The organism is Mycoplana rhizolycopersici, assembly GCF_013378445.1.
Taxonomy (GTDB): Bacteria; Pseudomonadota; Alphaproteobacteria; order Rhizobiales; family Rhizobiaceae; genus Mycoplana; species Mycoplana rhizolycopersici.
The window spans coordinates 253,569-270,042 of sequence record NZ_JABXYK010000005.1; the positions used below are offsets into that span (position 1 = coordinate 253,569).

Below are 16,474 nucleotides of genomic sequence, written 5' to 3' on the forward strand. Positions count from 1 at the left end.
GTACGAGAGAATGGCAGAGACGAACTACCCGGTTTACGGCGAAATCACAGGCCCGGTCATCATGATCGGCTTCGGTTCGATCGGCCGCGGCACCCTGCCGCTCATCGAGCGTCACTTCAAGTATGACAAGAACCGCCTGATCGTCATCGAGCCGCGCAAGGACGGCGCCGACGACGAGATCTTCGCCCGCCACGGCGCTCGCCATGTCACCGAGTTCGTCACCAAGGAAAACTACAAGGAAGTCCTCAAGCCGCTGCTGAAGGAAGGCGGCGGACAGCCCTTCGTCGTCAACCTTTCGGTAGACACGTCCTCGCTCGACCTCATCAAGTTCTGCCGCAAGCACGAAGCGCTCTACATCGACACGGTCGTCGAGCCGTGGCTCGGATTCTACTTCGACAAGGGCATGAAGAACGAGGAGCGCACGAACTACGCGCTGCGCGAGACCATGCGCAAGGAGAAGGCCAAGAACCCGGGCGGCACCACCGCGGTTTCCACCTGCGGCGCCAATCCCGGCATGGTCTCCTGGTTCGTCAAGGAAGCCCTGGTCAACCTCGCAAACGACCTCGGCATCAAGCATGACGTGCCCGACCAGCATGATCGCGAAGGCTGGGCGAAACTGATGAAGAAAGTGGGCGTGAAGGGCGTACACATCGCCGAGCGCGATACGCAGCGCACCAAGAACCCGAAGCCCTTCGACACCTTCTGGAACACCTGGTCCGTCGAAGGCTTCATCTCCGAAGGTCTGCAGCCGGCCGAACTCGGCTGGGGCACCCACGAGAACTGGATGCCGAAGAACGCCAAGAAGCACAAGAAGGGCTGCAAGGCGGCGATCTACCTCGAGCAGCCCGGCGCCAACACGCGCGTACGCACCTGGTGCCCGACGCCCGGCCCGCAATACGGCTTCCTCGTCACCCATAACGAATCGATCTCGATCGCCGACTTCTTCACCGTCCGCGACAAGGATGGTGAAGTCACCTACCGCCCGACCTGCCACTACGCCTACCATCCGGCTAACGATGCGGTGCTGTCACTGCACGAGATGTTCGGTAACGGCGGCAATGCCCAGCCGGTCCACCACGTTCTCGACGAGAACGAGCTCGTCGACGGCGTCGACGAACTCGGCGTGCTGCTCTACGGCCACGACAAGAACGCCTACTGGTACGGCTCGCGCCTCTCGCTCGACGAAACCCGCCGCCTCGCCCCCTATCAGAACGCGACCGGCCTGCAGGTGACCTCCGCCGTCCTCGCCGGCATGGTCTGGGCGCTCGAAAACCCCAATGCCGGCATCGTCGAGGCCGACGAGATGGACTACCGCCGCTGCCTCGAAGTGCAGCGCCCGTATCTCGGTCCGGTCGAAGGCCACTATACAGACTGGACCCCGCTGGAAGGTCGTCCGGGCCTCTTCCCGGAAGACCTCGACACGAAGGACCCGTGGCAGTTCCGGAACATCCTGGTCCGCTGAGCCGGACCTCGATCCGCCGATATAGACGAGCGCCCGCCCCTTGGCGGGCGTTTCGCTTTGCGACGGATAATACCAAGTCTCGATGATAGGGGACTATAGGATGGCTTCTCGGGCTTTCTGGCGTCGTCGAGGTCCTTGACCGATGCAACAGCATCGCTCCGCGGACCTCTCCTGGCCAGAAAACCCGATCGAGCCGGTCCCATCGGTTCCTATCATCGAGACTTGGTATAAGCGTGGGCAAGCCTTGCTTTCGCCGAGCGTTCGCGGCATGGTCGAACCGAAATTTTAAGCCCGTATCGTTCGGCAAGGTTACGGAGAACCATATGAAACCCTTGATGTTTGCTACCCTGCTGGCCGCCACGGCGACGCTTGCCGCCTGCCAGACGTCTGAACGCGCGAACACCTATGCACCGGTCGCGCAGCAGGCCCCGCAGGGTGTCGAAGGGTCATGGATCGACGCAAACGGTCTCGTCTCGACGTTCTCTGCCGGCAGTTTCGCGACGCGGACCACCGACACGAACACGACGATGGCGACCGGCACCTACCTGACCCAGCCGGGCGGCCTGATCGAGATCAGCCTGTTCTCCAACATCTCCAAGTCGGCCTCCAAGGCGAACTGCTCGCTCGTGACGACGCGCCAGCTGAACTGCACCTCCAGCTCCGGTGCCCAGTTCACGCTCAACCGCCAGGGCTGAGGCAGGCGGGCGCACCCCCGTCGTCACCCGGCGCCGGCCGACGCAAGGAAAGCCACCGATGAACATCCTGCGCATTGCAGCCTTCTCCGAAGGCGACAGCGGCGGCAATCCGGCTGGCGTCTCGATCACGGATGCGCTGCCGGCACCCGACGAGATGCAGCGGCTCGCCGCCGAGATAGGCTTTTCCGAGACCGCCTTTGCCGCTCCCCTCGGCGCGGGCTGGCGGGTGCGCTACTTTGCGCCCAGCATCGAAGTGCCGTTCTGCGGACACGCCACGATCGCACTCGGCGCGGCACTTGCGATGAAATTCGGCGACGGCGTCTTTCCGCTGACGCTCAACGACACCGACATCACGGTCGAGGCTGCGCTTTCGAATGGCATCGCGACGGCCGCGCTGCAGTCGCCGCCGACCCGCAGCAGGCCGGCCCCGCAGCAGCTCGTCGCGGAGGTCATGGCGCATTTCGGGTATTCCGACGAAGATCTCGATCCGACGATCCCGCCCGCCCTCATTCATGGCGGTGCGGACCATCTCGTGCTGGCGCTTAAGTCGCGCAAGCGCCTCGCCGACATGAAGTATGACTTCGATGCGACGCGGGCGGTCATGCTGCGGGAAGGCTGGGCGACGATCCTGCTCGTCCATGCGCGGACGCCACAATTGTTCGATACCCGCAATCCCTTCGCCTCGGGTGGTGTCTACGAGGACCCGGCGACGGGCGCCGCGACGGCGGCGTTTGCCGGCTACCTTCGCGATCTCGGCTGGCCGCATGGCGGCGCGATCGACATCGTCCAGGGCGAAGACATGGGCATGCGCTCGCGCCTGCACGCCGACATCCGGGACGAGCCCGGAAGCTCCATCCGCGTCAGCGGCACCGCACGGCTGATGGCCTGACACCGCACGCGAAAGCTGCGCATTTTAACCCTCTTGAGCGACGCCCCGAAGACCGGGCCGGTTTTCCTCTTGATGTTGGCTGCGGGGAATGGAAGCATCGCGCCTGCCTTGGAACGGGCCGCCGGCGGCAGTTGCCCGAGCGGCCGTATCACATGGAACAGGAGAGCTTGCCCATGACGTCCATCCGTATCGGCCTTCTGGCCGCCTCCTTTCTCGCTTTGACCGGCGGCTCCGCGTTTGCGGATTACGAGCTGGATATTCTCCACATCAACGACCTGCATTCGCGCATCGAGCCGATCAACAAGTACGACTCCACCTGCTCTGCCGAAGAGGAAGGCAAGAATGAATGCTTCGGCGGCGTGGCGCGGCTTAAGACGGCGATCGACCAGCAGCGCCAGGCGCTGTCCGGCAAGAACGTGCTGCTGCTCAATGCCGGCGACAACTTCCAGGGATCGCTCTTCTACACCACCTACAAAGGCGCGGCGGAAGCCGAATTCCTGAACCTGATGAAATTCGACGCCATGACCGTCGGCAATCACGAGTTCGACGACAGCGAGGACGGGCTCGCCACCTTCCTCGACAAGGTCCAGTTCCCCGTCGTCACCGCAAACGTCGCTGCCGGGGCCAGCTCCAAGCTCGGCGACCGTATCAAGCCCTATATCGTCCTCGACGTCGGCGGCCAGAAGGTCGGCATCGTCGGCGCGGTCGCCAACGATACCGATGAGATCTCCTCGCCGGGACCGAACGTTCTGATCGGCGACGATGTGGCCGACATCACCCATGCGGTCGCGGAGGTGAAGAAGCAGGGCGTGGACAAGATCATTGCGCTGACCCATGTCGGCTACCCGCGCGACCTTGCGGCGATCGCCAAGATCCCCGACGTGGATGTGGTCGTCGGCGGCCACTCGCACAGCCTTCTGTCGAATACGGACGAAAAGGCTGAAGGCCCCTATCCGACCATGGTCGACAACCCCGGCGGCTACAAGGTGCCCGTGGTCCAGGCCGGCGCCTACACCAAATATCTCGGCAACCTGAAAGTGGTCTTCGACGACAATGGCATTGTCAAGGACGCCAAGGGCGACCCGATCCTGCTCGATCCCAGTTTCAAGCCGGACGAAGCCGTCGTTACCCGCATCAAGGAGCTGGCCGGGCCGATCGAGGAACTGAAAGCGAAGATCGTCGCCGAAACCGCAGGCCCGATCGACGGATCGCGCGAGACATGCCGCGCCGGCGAATGCCAGATGGGCAACCTCGTCGCCGACGCCCTGCTGGACCGCACCAAAGGTCAGGGGGTAACGGCCGCGATCACCAATGGCGGCGGTCTTCGCGCCTCGATCGACGGCGGCCCCGTCTCGATGGGCGAAGTCGTCACCGTGCTGCCGTTCCAGAATACCGTCTCCACCTTCCAGCTGAAGGGCGCCGATCTCCTGGCCGCGCTGGAAAACGGCCTCGGCCAGATCGAGGAAGTTGCCGGACGCTTCCCGCAGATCTCGGGAATGAAGTTCTCCTTCGACAAGTCGAAACCTGCTGGTAGCCGCGTCGTCTCCGTCGAGATGAAGGAAGGTGACGCCTATGCGCCGCTGGACCCGGCGAAAGTCTATACGCTGGCGTCGAACAACTACATGCGCGCCGGCGGCGACGGCTACAAGATCTTCGCGACGGCGGCGACCAACGCCTACGACTACGGCCCGACCCTCGATCAGGTCGTGGCCGACTATCTGTCCGCAAACCGCCCCTACAAGCCCTTTACCGACGGACGGATTACCGCGGTGGCGGCAACGGGGACGGCTGCGGCACCGGCGGCGGCCGGCACCACGGACGGGTCGACCGCTCCTGCCGAAACCGCCGCTGTCCCGGCCGCAGGGCCGGCGGCCACCACAAGGCACGTCATCGTGCGCGGCGACACGCTCTGGGACATCGCCAGGGCGGCCTATGGCGAGGGACATCTGTGGCGCAGGATCTCCGAGGCGAACGGCAACCCGGAGCCCCGTGCACTGGTCATCGGATCGGAACTCGACGTTCCCGCCAAGTGAATCGAGACAATTTGTCTCCGGATTCGCGCCGGTCCGGGCTTCCCCGGACCGGCGTTTCTTTTTAGAACGCTTATAGGGTTGCACGGCCGCCAAGGCCGATGCGAGGAAACAGACAGGGATGCCCATGCAAGCCGCCGCTGCGAAGCCGAAAGATCATCCGCCCGTCAAGCACGGCAAGGTCGGAGTGTTGCTCGTAAACCTCGGCACGCCCGATGGCACCGACTACACCTCGATGCGGCGCTACCTGAAGGAGTTCCTGACCGACAAGCGCGTCATCGAGTGGCCGAAGATCGCCTGGTATCCGATCCTTTTCGGCATCGTGCTGAACACGCGCCCCGGCAAGGTGGGCAAGGCTTACGAACTGATCTGGAACAAGGAGAAGAACGAGAGCTACCTTCGCACCTATACGCGCAACCAGGCGGAACTGATGGCGAACTCCTTCGCCGACAGGCCCGAGGTCATCGTCGACTGGGCGATGCGCTACGGCCAGCCTTCGATCGGCTCGCGCATGGAATACCTGCAGAAAGAGGGCTGTGAACGTATCCTCGTCTTCCCGCTCTACCCGCAATATGCCGCCGCCACGACCGCGACCGTGAACGACAAGGCCTTCGAAGCGCTTTTGAAAATGCGCTGGCAGCCGGCGCTGCGCACCGTTCCGCCCTATCACGACGACCCCGCCTATATCGATGCGCTGGCCAATTCGATCACCAGCCATCTCGCCGGCCTCGACTGGGAACCGGAAGTCGTGCTCGCATCCTTCCACGGGATACCGAAATCCTATTTCGACAAGGGCGACCCCTACTACTGCCAGTGCCAGAAGACGGCGCGCCTGCTGCGCGAAAGGCTCGGCTGGACGGCACAGAAGCTGCAGGTGACCTTCCAGTCCCGCTTCGGCCCCGAAGAATGGCTCCAGCCCTACACGGACAAGACGGTGGAGAAACTGGCGCAGGAAGGCGTCAAGCGCATCGCAGTCCTCAATCCCGGCTTCGTCTCCGATTGCCTGGAGACGCTGGAGGAGATCGCGGGCCAGGCAGCGGAAAGCTTCCACCACAATGGCGGCGAGAAGTTCGCCCACATCCCCTGTTTGAACGACAGCCCGCAAGGCATGGCGGTTCTGGAGAAGGTCGTCCGCCGCGAACTCGAAGGCTGGATCTAGCCTCCACGAACGTCCGCTCATCGCCGGACGAATGCTGCCACAGCCTGCCTGAAAAAGAGGCTGGCCTTGCCGTGCGTATCGCGTAGAGTGACGCGAAAGCAAGCGGAAGGGCATGACATGTCGTTGGATGGATTGGATATTTTTGTCGTCGCACTGGTCGTTCTGGTCCTGTGGCTTCTGTTTGCCGGGATCAAGACGGTGCCGCAGGGCTATCAATATACGGTAGAGCGTTTCGGCCGCTACACGCGCACGCTTCAGCCGGGTCTCAATCTCATCATCCCCTTCTTCGACCGTATCGGCGCGCGGATGAACGTGATGGAACAGGTGCTCGACGTCCCTACGCAGGAAGTGATCACCCGAGACAATGCCAGCGTCTCAGCCGACGCCGTCGCCTTCTACCAGGTGCTGAACGCCGCCCAGGCTGCCTATCAGGTCGCCAACCTCGAAAACGCCATCCTCAACATGACCATGACGAACATCCGATCGGTCATGGGCTCGATGGATCTGGACGAACTGCTTTCCAACCGCGATGCGATCAATGACCGCCTGCTGCACGTGGTCGACGAGGCCGCCAAGCCCTGGGGCGTGAAGATCACCCGCGTCGAGATCAAGGACATCGCGCCACCGAAGGACCTGGTCGACGCCATGGCCCGCCAGATGAAGGCAGAGCGCGAGAAGCGTGCGCAGGTGCTGGAAGCCGAAGGCTCACGCAACGCCCAGATCCTGCGTGCCGAGGGCGCCAAGCAGTCGGCGATCCTGCAGGCCGAGGGCCAGCGTGAAGCCGCCTTCCGCGATGCCGAGGCCCGCGAGCGGCTGGCCGAGGCCGAAGCCAAGGCAACGAAGATGGTCTCCGAGGCGATCGCCGCCGGCGACGTGCAGGCGATCAACTACTTCGTGGCGCAGAAATATACCGAGGCGATCGCAAGCCTCGGCACGTCGCCCAATTCCAAGGTGGTGCTGATACCGATGGAAGCCTCGTCGCTGATCGGTTCGCTCAGTGGCATCGGCGCCATCGCCCGGGAAGTGTTCGGCGACGGCTCCCCACCCTCTGCCCCGCGTCCACGCGCATCCACGCCGGTCACCGGGGCCACGCCACGCAATCCGTTCGACACGACGCAAAGGGAAAGCTGAACCATGGTCGCCCGTATCGCAGCCGAACTCGGCCCCTGGGCATGGTGGGTGCTGGGTATCGTTCTGCTCATCCTCGAAGTGCTGATGCCCGGTGTCTTCCTCGTCTGGATCGGCATCGCCGCCATCGTCACCGGTGCGCTGTCGCTGCTTCTGTGGGAAAGCGCATGGTGGGCGTGGCAGTTGCAATGGCTGGTCTTCGCAGCCCTGTCTATCGTTGCCGTTCTCCTCGGCCGCCGGCTCGTTGCGAAAAACGCGCAGAAGACCGACGAGCCGTTCCTGAACCTGCGCGGGCAGAGCCTCATCGGCCGCACCGCGACGCTGCAGGAACCGATCACCGAGGGGCGCGGTCGCATTCGCCTGGACGACACGTTCTGGACGGTCCAGGGGCCGGACCTTCCGGTCGGCACCCGCGTGCGCGTCGTATCCAGCACCGGCCGCGACCTGCTGGTCGAGCAGGTCTGAACGCAGAAACGAAAATCCCACCGCAGCTTTCGCAGACGGCGGGATCGATCATGTCCAAGGGTAGACGGGTCAGGCGACCCCGATCCGCAGCAGATCGTGGAAATGAACGATGCCGACGGGCGTGGACGTCTCGTCGGTCACGATCAGGGCCGAAATGTTGTGCTGGTTCAAGAGACCGAGCGCGGCCGTCGCAAGCGTTGTCGGACGAACCGTCTTTGGCGCGCGCGTCATGATGTCATCGACATTCAGCTCGGCGAGATTGCGCGACAGGTTGCGGGCGATGTCACCATCGGTGACGATGCCGACCAGCTTGCCGCTGTCGTTGACGACGCCGACGCAACCATAGTGCTTCTGCGAAAGGAGCAGCACGGCCGCCGGCATGGTGGTGCCGAGTGGCACGAGCGGCATGTTCTCGCCGCTATGCATGATGTCGCCGACATGGGTCAGGCTCGCGCCCAGCTTGCCGCCCGGATGGAACGTCTTGAAGTCGGTGGCGGTGAAGCCGCGCGCCTCGAGCAGGGTTACGGCCAGCGCATCGCCGAGCGCAAGCTGCATCAGGGTCGAGGTAGTCGGCGCCAGCCCGTGCGGGCAGGCCTCCTGCTCTTTCGGCAACAGCAGGACGATGTCCGATTCGCGGCCGAGCGCCGAACGCTCGCCGGAGGTGATTGCAATCAGCGGGATGGAGAACCGACGGGAATAGGAAACGATGCCCTGCAGTTCCGAGCTTTCGCCGCTCCAGGACATGGCGAGGATCACGTCGTCCGAGGCGATCATGCCGAGGTCGCCGTGGTTAGCCTCCACCGGATGGACGAAGAAGGCCGGCGTGCCCGTCGAGGCGAAGGTCGCCGCGATCTTGGAGCCGATATGCCCGGACTTGCCGATGCCGGTGACGATCACCCGTCCCCGGGCCTCGGCAATGGTCCGCACCGCCTCGCAAAACGCATTATAGAGCGAGCCGGAGAGTGCACGCGAAAGCGCGTCGAGGCCGGCGCGCTCGGTTTCAACGGTTCGGATGGCAGAAGCGATCGCGCCGCTGCTTTCCACGAGAGCTTGTCTTTTGATCATGGCTGCCTGTTAGCGCTTTTGCCTTTCCGTGTCCATTCACGGACAATCGACAGCAGTCACACAGTGTGTGCACCCGGAAACCGAACGTTAACCAGATCGGTTTACCTTCGATTAGGAATTCAAAATCATTGCGATCGCCATGGCATACCAGCACGACAAGAAAATCCGGGTGCGACCAGACGCGCCACCGCGACGAGCGGTCGGCGCGTTTCTGGCTGCGGCCCTTCTTGTCGCCCCGCAGGCGCTGGCGCAGGACGCTGCCCCCGGCAATCCGGGCGTGGAAACGGTGCCGAGCGACGCAAGCCTGCAGGCGCTGGATGCCGCCGCCGGCGCTACGCCACAAGGCGCTTCCGACAGCTTGCCCGCGCCGTCCGCCCCCGTGGCGCCGGAGGCAGGCATGGCTTCGAGCGAGGCAATCACCGAGGCCGCCCGCCAGAACATGCCGAATTCATCGGTAGATGGTTTCCGCAACGGATCCCTGCCCTATTCGGAAGAGCCCTCAGGCATCATGCTCGGCACCTTCCTGCTGCGGCCCGCCCTCGAACAGGGCGTCGGGTACGAGCGCACCAAGAGCGGTGACGAGACGGACACGCGCAGCTTTTCGACCACGACGCTGCGGGGATCCTTGACGTCGGACTGGTCTCGCCACCAACTGACGATCGACGGCGCGGGCACCTATGAACGCAACTTCTCCAGCAACGACAACACCGAGCCGGAAGTCAACATCGGCGCCGACCTGCGGCTGGACCTCTCCGGCGAGACGACCGCCAACCTGACCGCCGGCTACAGCCTCGAACGCGAGGACATGGCCGATCCGAACGCGGTCTCCGGTGCGCAGGTGCAATCGGCCGTGCAGAACTACACTGGCGGCGCGCGGATCCAGCGTAATTTCGGCCTCATCCGCGGCACGCTCGGCGCAACGGTGGACCGGGAGACCTATGGCGACGTCAAGCTCTCCGACGGATCGGAGCTGTCACAGAGCGACCGCAACACCTGGACCGGCATCCTGACGGCCAGGATCGGCTACGAGATCTCGCCGGCCCTCATTCCCTTCGTGGAGGCTTCCGGGGGACGTGTGCGCTACGACGACGAACGCGATTCGTCCGGCTACGCGCGCTCCGGCGATCTCTATGGCGGACGCGCCGGGCTCGAATTCGATCTCGGCGAGAAGCTGCGCGGCGAAATCGGACTCGGCTTCGACCGTCAGACTTTCGACGACGAACGGCTGAAGGCGATCGACGCCTTTGCCGCCGATGGCGCGGTCGACTGGTCGCCGCGGCGGGGCACCAATGTCAATCTCGGCCTGCGCACCGCCATCGAGCCGTCCACCACGCCCGGCGAAAGCGGCTATATTTCCTATCTCGCCAGCACGGAAATCACCCAGGAAGTGCGCAGCAATCTCGTGGCCCGCCTGACGGGTTCCTACGAGTGGCGCGATTTCCCGACGTCCTCGTCGTCGAACCAGAACGTCTACATCGTCGGAACGGGGCTGGCCTGGAACTTCAATCGCTATCTGGCGCTCAGCGGCGATGTTTCCTACGAGCTGACGACGCAGAAGAATACGGCGGACACGGGCGTGACCCGCGCCGGCCTGGGACTGGTGCTGCGCCGCTGACGGCGCACCGGCCGGAAGAGGAAAACGATAGCCGGGCAAGGTTCCGCGCCCAAAACGCGAATTGGGGCGCGGAACCGGATTTCACCTCAGCCGAGGTTCTTCAACATCGCCTGCATCGGGCCATCCACCAGCGGGCGGATATCGGCGCGCGCCAGCGCAAAAGCCACGTTGGCGAGGATGAAGCCGTCCTTGGCGCCACAGTCGTAGGTCTCGCCGCGGAACTGATAGGCGGCGAACGGCTGTTCCTTCAGAAGCTTGACCATCGCGTCGGTCAGCTGGATCTCGTTGCCGGCGCCGCGCTCCTGCGTGGCGAGGATCGAGAAGATTTCGGGCTGCAGGATGTAGCGTCCGTTGATGAAGAAGTTGGACGGCGCAGTGCCGGGCGCGGGCTTTTCGACCATCTGCGTGATCCGGTGCCCCTCGCCGACCTTTTCGCCGACGCCAACGATACCGTACTTGTGGGCCTGATCCGGCGCGCACTCCTCAACGGCGATGACGTTTCCGCCATCATGCTCGTAGAGTTCGACCATGCCCGAGAGGCAGCCCTTCGGCGCCTTCATGATCATGTCCGGGAGAAGCAGGGCGAAGGGCTCGTTGCCGACGAGCTCGCGCGCGCACCAGACGGCATGGCCAAGCCCGAGAGGCTCCTGCTGGCGGGTGAAGCTGGTGGAGCCGGCGACCGGAAGAATGCTTTCCAGAAGCGTCAGCTCGGCAGCCTTGTTGCGCTGGCGCAGCGTCTGCTCCAGCTCAACCTGGATGTCGAAATAGTCCTCGATGACAGCCTTGCTGCGGCCGGTCACGAAGATCAGGTGCTCGATGCCGGCCTCGAGTGCCTCATCGACGACATATTGGATCACTGGTCGGTCGACGACGGTCAGCATTTCCTTCGGCACCGCCTTGGTGGCGGGAAGGAAACGGGTCCCAAGTCCCGCAACCGGGAACACTGCTTTTCTAACCTTGCGTTTTTCGGCCATCATAAACCTCGTTGTGAGCCCACATTCATCGCGGGCATGTCATGTCGTGCATTAGTTTCAATTTGCTATCAATTTGCAAAGAGAGACGCGCAGAGAATTCCATGGTAAAGAATTTGTTGACTTCATGTCTGTAAGCTTGGCTTTCCACCGGAAGCTTTCCGCTCCGCCCTGTCGAAATTTCGAAAGACGGAACCAACGACCGATGTTTCAGCTTAGTAAGTCCAGGCTCCTCCGCTCTGCTCTCGCCCTCTTTGTCTCCGCCACGTTGCTCGCTCCGACCGCCGCGCGTGCTGACGCCAGCTTCCAGCAATGGATCGCCAACTTTTATGCGACGGCAGCAAAGAGCGGCATTTCGAAATCGACGTACCAACAGGCCTTCAGGGGCGTCAAGACTCCTGACCGCGAGGTTCTGGAAAAGGCGGCCTACCAGCCGGAATTCAAGCACAAGATCTGGGATTATCTTGATTCCCGCGTAAACCCCTACACCGTCCGCATCGGTCAGGACATGGCCCAGAAATACGGGCGCACGCTTGCCGCCGTCGAGAAGCGCTACGGCGTCGATCGCAACGTGCTGCTCGCCATCTGGTCGATGGAATCGAACTATGGCGCCGTCCTGGCCAAGGAAGACAGGCTGCACTATGTGCCGCGCGCGCTTGCGACGCTTGCCTACGGCGACCCGAAACGGGCCAAGTTTGCCCGCACCCAGTTGATCGCCGCACTGAAAATCATTCAGAACGGCGATATCTCGGCCGCCGAGATGACCGGTTCCTGGGCGGGCGCCATGGGCCATACCCAGTTCATACCCTCCAGCTACCTACTCTATGCGGTCGATGCCGACGGCAACGGTCACCGCGACATCTGGAACTCGGTGCCGGACGCGCTTGCGACCGCGGCAAACCTCCTGAGAAAGAACGGCTGGCAGCCCGGAAAGACCTGGGGCTACGAGGTCGTGGTCCCGTCCGGCGGCAGCGCCTATGAGGGACAGACCAAGACGCTGGCCCAGTGGCAGAAGCTCGGCTTCAAGCGCCCGAGCGGCAGCGGCTTCAAGGCGGGCGGCGATCGTGCCGAACTGCTGATGCCGGCCGGCGCCAGCGGCCCGGCCTTCCTGATGACCCGCAACTTCTTCGTCATCAAGCGCTACAACGCCTCCAATTCCTACGCCATGGGCGTCGGCATGCTGGCCGATCAGCTCGCCGGCTATGGCGGGGTCAAGCAGCGCTGGCCGCGCCCGGAGGGTACGCTCGACATCACGGAGAAATTCGAGCTGCAGTCGCGCCTCAAGGAGCTCGGCTATTATGACGGCGAGGTCGACGGCAACCTGGGCTCCGGCTCCAAGGCCGCCATCCAGGCCGTTCAAAGCCGCCTTGGCCTGGCAGCGGACGGCCAGCCCAGCACCCAGCTGCTGCAGGCATTGCGGAAGTAATCCGCCAAAAACAGACAATGCGGACCGCGGGCGCCAAACGGCGCCCGTCGTTTTGAGCGACGGCGCTTTCCTGATCAGGCACAATTTGCCATGATCGCGCCATGACAACGTCGGATCGTGCCCCGACCGCCAGAGGAGCCCCGTCGCTGATGGGACGTGTTCGCCACCTGCTGCTGCTTCTGACCTGCCTGGCCATGGCCGTGCCGCCGGCGGCCGTCTATTCGGATGCGGTGGCGCAGGAACGCGTTCAGCGGCGCTCCGTCCTCGACTTCCTTTTCGGCGGCTTTCGCCGCAGGCCGCTGGCAAAGCAGCAGCCGCAATTGCAGCAGCGTCCGCAGCCCAGGCGTTCCCAGGCCAGAAACGAAAAGCCGAAACCAAAGGCGAAGGCGCCCCAGGTGGCAGCATCCGTAGCCCCTCTTGCCGTGGAAAAGCTCGCCGACGCCCGCAAGGTTCTCGTCGTCGGCGATTTCGTCGCCAGCGGCATCGGTGACGGCCTGACCGAGGCTTTCGCACAGATGCCGGGCGTGACGATCGACGCACGCGCCAACGGTTCGTCCGGCCTCGTCCGGCAGGACTACTTCAACTGGGAGCAGGAACTGCCGGCGATGATCGACGAGGTCAAGCCGGCCGTTGTCGTCTTCAGCGTCGGGGCGAACGACCGCCAGATGATGACCATCGGCGGCGTGAAGGAAAAATTCCGCAGCGACGCCTGGACAACGGAATACGACAAGCGCGTCTCGAAGCTTGCAGCCGACGTGCGCGCGAAGAACGTGCCGCTTCTGTGGGTCGGCATGCCAGCCTTCCAGACGGCCTCGATGACGGCCGACATGTCCGCCTTCAACACGGTCTATCGCGCCTCCGTGGAAAAGGTCGGCGGCACGTTTGTCGATATCTGGGACGGCTTCGTCGACGAGGACGGCAAATACGTCGTGACCGGCTCCGACATCAACGGCCAGCAGGTTCGCCTGCGCGGTTCCGACGGCGTCTCGATGACCAAGGCCGGCAAGCGCAAGCTCGCCTTCTATGTCGAAAAGGACATCCGCCGGATCCTCGGCGACGCAATGACGATCGACGGACAGCCGCAGGGCGGCGAAGCGGTCTCCGACCAGCTGGTGAGCGCCCCTGCAGACCCGGCCGACATCCTGAAGACCCAGCCGATCAGCCTTACCGACCCCACGCTCGACGGCGGCCTCGTCCTGCTCGGCGGTGCGGCTCCCGACAAGGCAAGCGGCCGCAGCCCCCGCGACCGCATGGTGGAAAAGGGCGAATTCGCCGAGGCACCGGCCGGCCGGGTGGACGATTTCAGGATGAACAAGCTGCGCCCGGCGATCGCGCCGCCGCTGGCTTCCGCCAAACAGGACTGACACATGGCAGATGACAATGCGGCCTCCGGCCGCTCGACATTCCTCGCCGTCGAACCGCAACTCTATGTCAGCGACATCGAGGCGGCCTGCGACTACTATAGCGAAAGGCTCGGCTTCACCGTCGCCTTCGTCTATGGCGACCCGCCCTACTATGCCCAGGTCTACCGCGACGGGGTGCAGCTGAACCTGCGCCATGTGGATCGAATGCCGTTTGATTCCGAATTCCGCGCCCGCGAGGAAGATGCGCTGAGCGCCACGATCGTCGTGGAGGACGCACAGCTGCTGGCCGCGGAGTTCGAAGCCTCCGGCGCCCTGTTCCACCAGCCATTGCGCACCGAGGAATGGGGCACGAAGACGATCATCATCGCCGATCCGGATGGCAATCTGGTTGCGTTTGCCAGCTGAAAGCAGCCCGCTCTCTCTCTCTCTCTCTCTCTCTCTCTCCGTCATGCCGGACTTGATCCGGCATCCAGTCGCACAAGTCCTTGTGCGATAAAACATTTTTCCGTGCCGCAGACGCGGCGCCGCTGGATCCCGGATCAAGTCCGGGATGACGGAATGGAGAGGGCGACCCGGGAGAGGCAGTGCCGTGGAGGCCAAGTGGTCAGATCCAGCGACAAGCCCGAGGATGAGGGGTGACAAGTTGACCGCCACAAAAACATGACCCCGCAGGCCGGGGCACTGCGGGGTCTAATCTTTCGAGGGCTGGCCTGTCCGCTCGCTCAGCGCGGCAACGTGGTCGAGCCCATCAGCTCTTCGTCGATCGCACGCGCTGCCTGGCGGCCTTCGCGGATCGCCCAGACGACCAGCGACTGGCCGCGGCGGATGTCGCCTGCCGTCCACAGCTTGTCGACCGAGGTCTTGTAGTCACGCTCGCTGGCGACGACATTGGAGGAGCCGCGCTTGTCGGTATGGATCGTCAGCCGGTCGCCAAGGTCCTTCAAGACGCTGTCGGTGAAGGGGCCGCGGAAGCCGATGGCGATGAAGGCGAGGTCAGCCTTGATGATGAACTCCGTGCCGGCGATCGGCTTGCGGCGATCGTCCACCTGGCAGCACTTCACGCCCGTCAGAACCCCGTCCTCGTCGCTGACGAATTCGAGCGTGCCGACCTGGAATTCGCGCACGGCGCCTTCGGCCTGCGAGGACGAAGTCCGCATCTTCGTCGCCCAGAACGGCCAGACGGCGAGCTTGTCTTCCTTTTCCGGCGGCTGCGGGCGAATGTCGAGCTGGGTGACCTTCACGGCCCCCTGGCGGAAGGCGGTGCCGACGCAGTCCGACGCCGTGTCGCCGCCACCGACGACGACGACATGCTTGCCACCGGCAAGGATCGGGTCTGACGGCCAGCCGACGCTATCGACGTTCTCGCGGCCGACGCGGCGGTTCTGCTGGACGAGGTAGGGCATCGCATCGTGCACGCCGGCGAATTCCACGCCCGGAATCCCCGCGTCGCGCGGCGTCTCCGAACCGCCGCAATAAAGTACGGCGTCGAACTCGCTCAGAAGTTCGTCCATCTTCTTGTCCACGCCGACATTGACGCCGCAATGGAAGGTGACGCCTTCGCCGCGCATCTGCTCGACGCGGCGGTCGATGAAGTTCTTCTCCATCTTGAAGTCGGGAATGCCATAGCGCAGCAGGCCGCCGGGCTTGGATTCACGTTCGAACACGTGCACCTCGTGGCCGGCACGCGCCAGCTGCTGTGCGGCCGCCATGCCGGCAGGCCCCGAGCCGATGACGGCAACCTTCTTGCCGGTCTTCACCGTCGCCGGCTGCGGCACGATGTAGCCCATCTCGTAGGCCTTGTCGGCGATCGCCTGCTCGACGGTCTTGATGGCGACCGGCATGTCCTCCAGGTTCAGCGTGCAGGCCTCCTCGCAAGGCGCAGGGCAGACGCGGCCGGTAAACTCCGGGAAGTTGTTGGTCGAATGCAGGTTGCGGATCGCCAGTTCCCAGTTGCCGTTGTAGACGAGGTCGTTCCAGTCCGGGATCTGGTTGTGCACCGGACATCCCGTCGGGCCATGGCAGTAGGGAATGCCGCAATCCATGCAGCGCGCCGCCTGCTTCTGGACTTCCTGGTCCGACATGGGGATCGTGAATTCGCGGAAGTGGCGAATGCGATCCGACGCCGGCTGGTACTTTGCGACCTGCCGATCGATTTCCATAAACCCTGTAACCTTACCCACGAGCTTAATCCTCACTTCATAGCGG

Annotated in this window: 14 protein-coding genes; 11 read left to right on the forward strand and 3 right to left on the reverse strand. The window is 63.8% G+C overall.

Annotated elements, in window-relative coordinates; translation table 11 throughout:
• Window positions 1-10: 10 nt before the first annotated feature.
• The 7 genes from HV823_RS10550 (at window position 11) to HV823_RS10580 (ending at window position 7,828) form a co-directional block, all read left to right on the forward strand.
• Window positions 11-1,462: a homospermidine synthase gene (locus tag HV823_RS10550; RefSeq protein WP_176949669.1), complete on the forward strand. Its 1,452-nt coding sequence runs from the start codon at window positions 11-13 to the stop codon at window positions 1,460-1,462.
• 323 nt (window positions 1,463-1,785) lie between these two features.
• The gene (gene omp10 / locus HV823_RS10555; RefSeq protein WP_176949670.1) at window positions 1,786-2,157 is read left to right on the forward strand and encodes an outer membrane lipoprotein Omp10; all 372 of its coding nucleotides are present in this window, start codon (window positions 1,786-1,788) and stop codon (window positions 2,155-2,157) included.
• A 58-nt stretch (window positions 2,158-2,215) separates the two neighbouring features.
• Window positions 2,216-3,046 carry a PhzF family phenazine biosynthesis protein gene (locus tag HV823_RS10560; protein WP_176949671.1) on the forward strand — a complete coding sequence of 277 codons (831 nt, stop codon included), beginning with the start codon at window positions 2,216-2,218 and terminating at the stop codon, window positions 3,044-3,046.
• 173 nt (window positions 3,047-3,219) lie between these two features.
• Entirely contained in the window at window positions 3,220-5,079 is a 1,860-nt protein-coding gene (locus tag HV823_RS10565) for a bifunctional metallophosphatase/5'-nucleotidase (RefSeq protein WP_176949672.1), read from the forward strand.
• 124 nt (window positions 5,080-5,203) lie between these two features.
• Window positions 5,204-6,235 (forward strand): ferrochelatase, encoded by a 1,032-nt coding sequence (gene hemH / locus HV823_RS10570; protein WP_176949763.1) that lies wholly within the window; start codon window positions 5,204-5,206, stop codon window positions 6,233-6,235.
• Between the two features lie 123 nt (window positions 6,236-6,358).
• Window positions 6,359-7,366 carry an SPFH domain-containing protein gene (locus HV823_RS10575; protein ID WP_176949764.1) on the forward strand — a complete coding sequence of 336 codons (1,008 nt, stop codon included), beginning with the start codon at window positions 6,359-6,361 and terminating at the stop codon, window positions 7,364-7,366.
• Between the two features lie 3 nt (window positions 7,367-7,369).
• Window positions 7,370-7,828, forward strand: a complete 459-nt coding sequence (locus HV823_RS10580) for an NfeD family protein (RefSeq protein WP_176949673.1) — start codon at window positions 7,370-7,372, stop codon at window positions 7,826-7,828.
• Window positions 7,829-7,897: 69 nt separating this feature from the next.
• Here HV823_RS10580 and HV823_RS10585 read toward each other — a convergent pair whose 3' ends face one another.
• Complete coding sequence (locus HV823_RS10585; protein ID WP_176949674.1) at window positions 7,898-8,893, reverse strand: KpsF/GutQ family sugar-phosphate isomerase; 996 nt, start codon at window positions 8,891-8,893, stop codon at window positions 7,898-7,900.
• Window positions 8,894-9,032: 139 nt separating this feature from the next.
• Between HV823_RS10585 and HV823_RS10590 the strand changes: the two genes are divergently transcribed.
• A complete protein-coding gene (locus HV823_RS10590; RefSeq protein ID WP_176949675.1) occupies window positions 9,033-10,508 on the forward strand; it encodes an outer membrane beta-barrel protein in 1,476 nt (491 codons plus the stop codon).
• An 86-nt stretch (window positions 10,509-10,594) separates the two neighbouring features.
• On the opposite strand, the gene galU is transcribed toward HV823_RS10590, so the two are convergent.
• Window positions 10,595-11,482, reverse strand: a complete 888-nt coding sequence (gene galU, locus HV823_RS10595; RefSeq protein WP_176949676.1) for a UTP--glucose-1-phosphate uridylyltransferase GalU — start codon at window positions 11,480-11,482, stop codon at window positions 10,595-10,597.
• Window positions 11,483-11,684: 202 nt separating this feature from the next.
• On the opposite strand from galU, the gene HV823_RS10600 reads away from it, so the two are divergent.
• The 3 genes from HV823_RS10600 (at window position 11,685) to HV823_RS10610 (ending at window position 14,674) form a co-directional block, all read left to right on the forward strand.
• Window positions 11,685-12,905 carry a lytic murein transglycosylase gene (locus HV823_RS10600; RefSeq protein ID WP_176949677.1) on the forward strand — a complete coding sequence of 407 codons (1,221 nt, stop codon included), beginning with the start codon at window positions 11,685-11,687 and terminating at the stop codon, window positions 12,903-12,905.
• A gap of 149 nt (window positions 12,906-13,054) precedes the next feature.
• Complete coding sequence (locus tag HV823_RS10605) at window positions 13,055-14,269, forward strand: SGNH/GDSL hydrolase family protein (RefSeq protein ID WP_176949678.1); 1,215 nt, start codon at window positions 13,055-13,057, stop codon at window positions 14,267-14,269.
• A 3-nt stretch (window positions 14,270-14,272) separates the two neighbouring features.
• Entirely contained in the window at window positions 14,273-14,674 is a 402-nt protein-coding gene (locus HV823_RS10610) for a VOC family protein (protein ID WP_176949679.1), read from the forward strand.
• 317 nt (window positions 14,675-14,991) lie between these two features.
• Here HV823_RS10610 and HV823_RS10615 read toward each other — a convergent pair whose 3' ends face one another.
• The gene (locus tag HV823_RS10615) at window positions 14,992-16,449 is read right to left on the reverse strand and encodes a glutamate synthase small subunit (protein ID WP_176949680.1); all 1,458 of its coding nucleotides are present in this window, start codon (window positions 16,447-16,449) and stop codon (window positions 14,992-14,994) included.
• Window positions 16,450-16,474 lie beyond the last annotated feature (25 nt).

Bases quoted from the DNA above. Each gene is read 5' to 3' on its own strand.
- HV823_RS10550 (WP_176949669.1), top strand. From the start codon at position 11: ATGGCAGAGACGAACTACCCGGTTTACGGCGAAATCACAGGCCCGGTC.
- omp10 (WP_176949670.1), top strand. From the start codon at position 1,786: ATGAAACCCTTGATGTTTGCTACCCTGCTGGCCGCCACGGCGACGCTT.
- HV823_RS10560 (WP_176949671.1), top strand. From the start codon at position 2,216: ATGAACATCCTGCGCATTGCAGCCTTCTCCGAAGGCGACAGCGGCGGC.
- HV823_RS10565 (WP_176949672.1), top strand. From the start codon at position 3,220: ATGACGTCCATCCGTATCGGCCTTCTGGCCGCCTCCTTTCTCGCTTTG.
- hemH (WP_176949763.1), top strand. From the start codon at position 5,204: ATGCAAGCCGCCGCTGCGAAGCCGAAAGATCATCCGCCCGTCAAGCAC.
- HV823_RS10580 (WP_176949673.1), top strand. From the start codon at position 7,370: ATGGTCGCCCGTATCGCAGCCGAACTCGGCCCCTGGGCATGGTGGGTG.
- HV823_RS10585 (WP_176949674.1), bottom strand. From the start codon at position 8,893: ATGATCAAAAGACAAGCTCTCGTGGAAAGCAGCGGCGCGATCGCTTCT.
- HV823_RS10590 (WP_176949675.1), top strand. From the start codon at position 9,033: ATGGCATACCAGCACGACAAGAAAATCCGGGTGCGACCAGACGCGCCA.
- galU (WP_176949676.1), bottom strand. From the start codon at position 11,482: ATGGCCGAAAAACGCAAGGTTAGAAAAGCAGTGTTCCCGGTTGCGGGA.
- HV823_RS10600 (WP_176949677.1), top strand. From the start codon at position 11,685: ATGTTTCAGCTTAGTAAGTCCAGGCTCCTCCGCTCTGCTCTCGCCCTC.
- HV823_RS10605 (WP_176949678.1), top strand. From the start codon at position 13,055: ATGGGACGTGTTCGCCACCTGCTGCTGCTTCTGACCTGCCTGGCCATG.
- HV823_RS10610 (WP_176949679.1), top strand. From the start codon at position 14,273: ATGGCAGATGACAATGCGGCCTCCGGCCGCTCGACATTCCTCGCCGTC.